Raw genomic sequence first — 1,998 nt, 5'->3', positions numbered from 1 at the left:
TTTAAATCTGGTGGTCGATCAACTCAATAACACGGCAGCGGAAGGTTCGATTACAGGGGATGCACATTTTAAAGCACAAGCCGTTGAAGGCAATCCACTGGAGTCCTTAAGTGGTTTAACCGGGGCTGGCGCTCTCTTTACACCAACAGTGGATCTCAATAATGCAGGGGAACTTTCTGAGGGGCTCCCTTTACCAAAGCCCCAATCGGGTGGGGTTGGGGGCACACTGCCCAACCAGAATTTCATTTATGAAACGCGGGCAGAATTCCTTGATGTTGGCAAGTTTTATGGCTCAGCTTATTATTTGAACAGAATTGGCTACAATCCTGACAGAGAGATTTTTTTCTTAGGCGATGCCTATTTCGAAAAGGAACTGATTGAAAAACAAATGCGTGATCTTGTGGGTCAAGGTTTAGGCAAAGGTTCCTTTATTCCTGGAAGTGATGCCATTGAACAAGTCAAAACTTTGCTGGATGTCGGGGCAGAATATGCAAAAGCACACAATCTCCCCTTTGCTGAGGCTTTGAGTGAAGAACAATTGGCGTCCCTAGAAGCCCCGATGGTGATTTATGTGCGCCAACAGGTCAAGGGCATGGATGTTTATGCACCGGTGCTTTACATCCCTGAAAAAGACAGAGCCTCCTTTGTTTCTGCTGGGGCTTTGATCATGGGCGATGATATCAATATCACCAGCCAGAATACCAGCAATTCCACGATAACCAATTCAGGGCGGATTGCGGCAAACCACCAATTGCATGTGCATGGCGGGGATATCTTTAGTCAAGGAGGGCATTTTGCGGCGGGTGGGGATGCTATTTTGCTTGCGGAGAAGAATATTCGTTTGGATGCAGGGCGCACAACGGTTGACGGCGTGGAGACCGTTTTAAACACCGAAGCGCTTTCTACTGGTGGCAATGCGACAGTTCTTGCCAAGCAAGATATCACAGCCTCAGGGGTGGAGATCACCACAGAGGGTGATCTTGCCATGGCTACAGAAGAAGGCAACTTGACGATCGGTTCAGCAGAAACCCATTACCATGATGAACAGGGTGATGCCACCATGCATCATAAATCGGCGTTAAACTCTGGTGGCTCAACGACACTTGCCTCTGGAAAAGATTTGAATATCTTAGGCTCTGATGTTCAAGCAACGGATAAACTTCTCTTAAAAGCTGAGGGCAATGTTTCGATTGATGCCACACGCAACAGTACCAATAGTCATCGCGGGGATCAAACCTTTCATGTCGCCGTGCACAATGGCTCTCATCTAAGTTCTGGAAAAGAGACCACTGTTCTCTCTGGAAAAGATATCCATATGGCTGCTTCCGATATAGATGCCAAGGGTAATGTTGTTCTTGGCGCGAAAGGGGAGGTAACAATAGGGGTAAGAAACGATGAGATGGAGTATCATCTTCAGGGCAAAAACACGAAAGTGGATATGCAAGCCTCTCATGCCGTTGGCTCTTCGATAAAATCGGGAGGTGACACCACTGTCATTGCAGGGCAANTGTCCTGATCAACAATGCAGAGGATAGCTTACAGTATGAGATGTCGTACCATAAAGAGGGAGGGGTGTTTAGTAGCAGCAAATCTGAGCATAACAAGATGGATGTGCGCCAAGTTGTGGGGTCAAGCATAACAGGGGGTGAAGGCATTGCCATTGACTCAGGAAACAACACGGAAGTTGTCGCCTCGACGCTCATAGCCGGTAAGGCAGAGGAAACGTCAGGAGAGAAAGCACCAGGAGAACAGAAACAAGCGGATATTACCATTCACTCTGGGGGAAAGATTACTATCAAAGGCGCCCAAGAACACTTGGATCAGCAAGCGCAATCGTCATCAAGTGGCTTTATGCATGAGAAATCGTCCGATACATCTCAATCGCATACCACAACGGTCTCCTCTATCCTTGGGGCGACGGGCAACATCGTGTTAGACGCACAAGGAGAAGCCAAGATTTCTGCTTCTCATCTTCTTTCCGGTCAAGATATCAATGTG

General features: G+C 47.6%; 1 protein-coding gene and 1 pseudogene. Both read left to right on the top strand.

The features are described 5' to 3' along the window. A partial coding sequence (locus ACFIL2_RS02000; protein WP_375681672.1) for a hemagglutinin repeat-containing protein occupies window positions 1-1,516 on the top strand: 1,516 nt, incomplete at its 5' end. Between the two features lie 32 nt (window positions 1,517-1,548). Then, window positions 1,549-1,998, top strand: a pseudogene (locus ACFIL2_RS01995) (hypothetical protein); the annotation flags it as partial.

Source organism: Bartonella sp. AP30XZML (assembly GCF_042195945.1).
In the GTDB taxonomy this organism is placed as follows: domain Bacteria; phylum Pseudomonadota; class Alphaproteobacteria; order Rhizobiales; family Rhizobiaceae; genus Bartonella.
The sequence above is the reverse complement of the archived record's forward strand: the minus strand, read 5'-3'. Positions and strand labels throughout refer to the sequence as shown.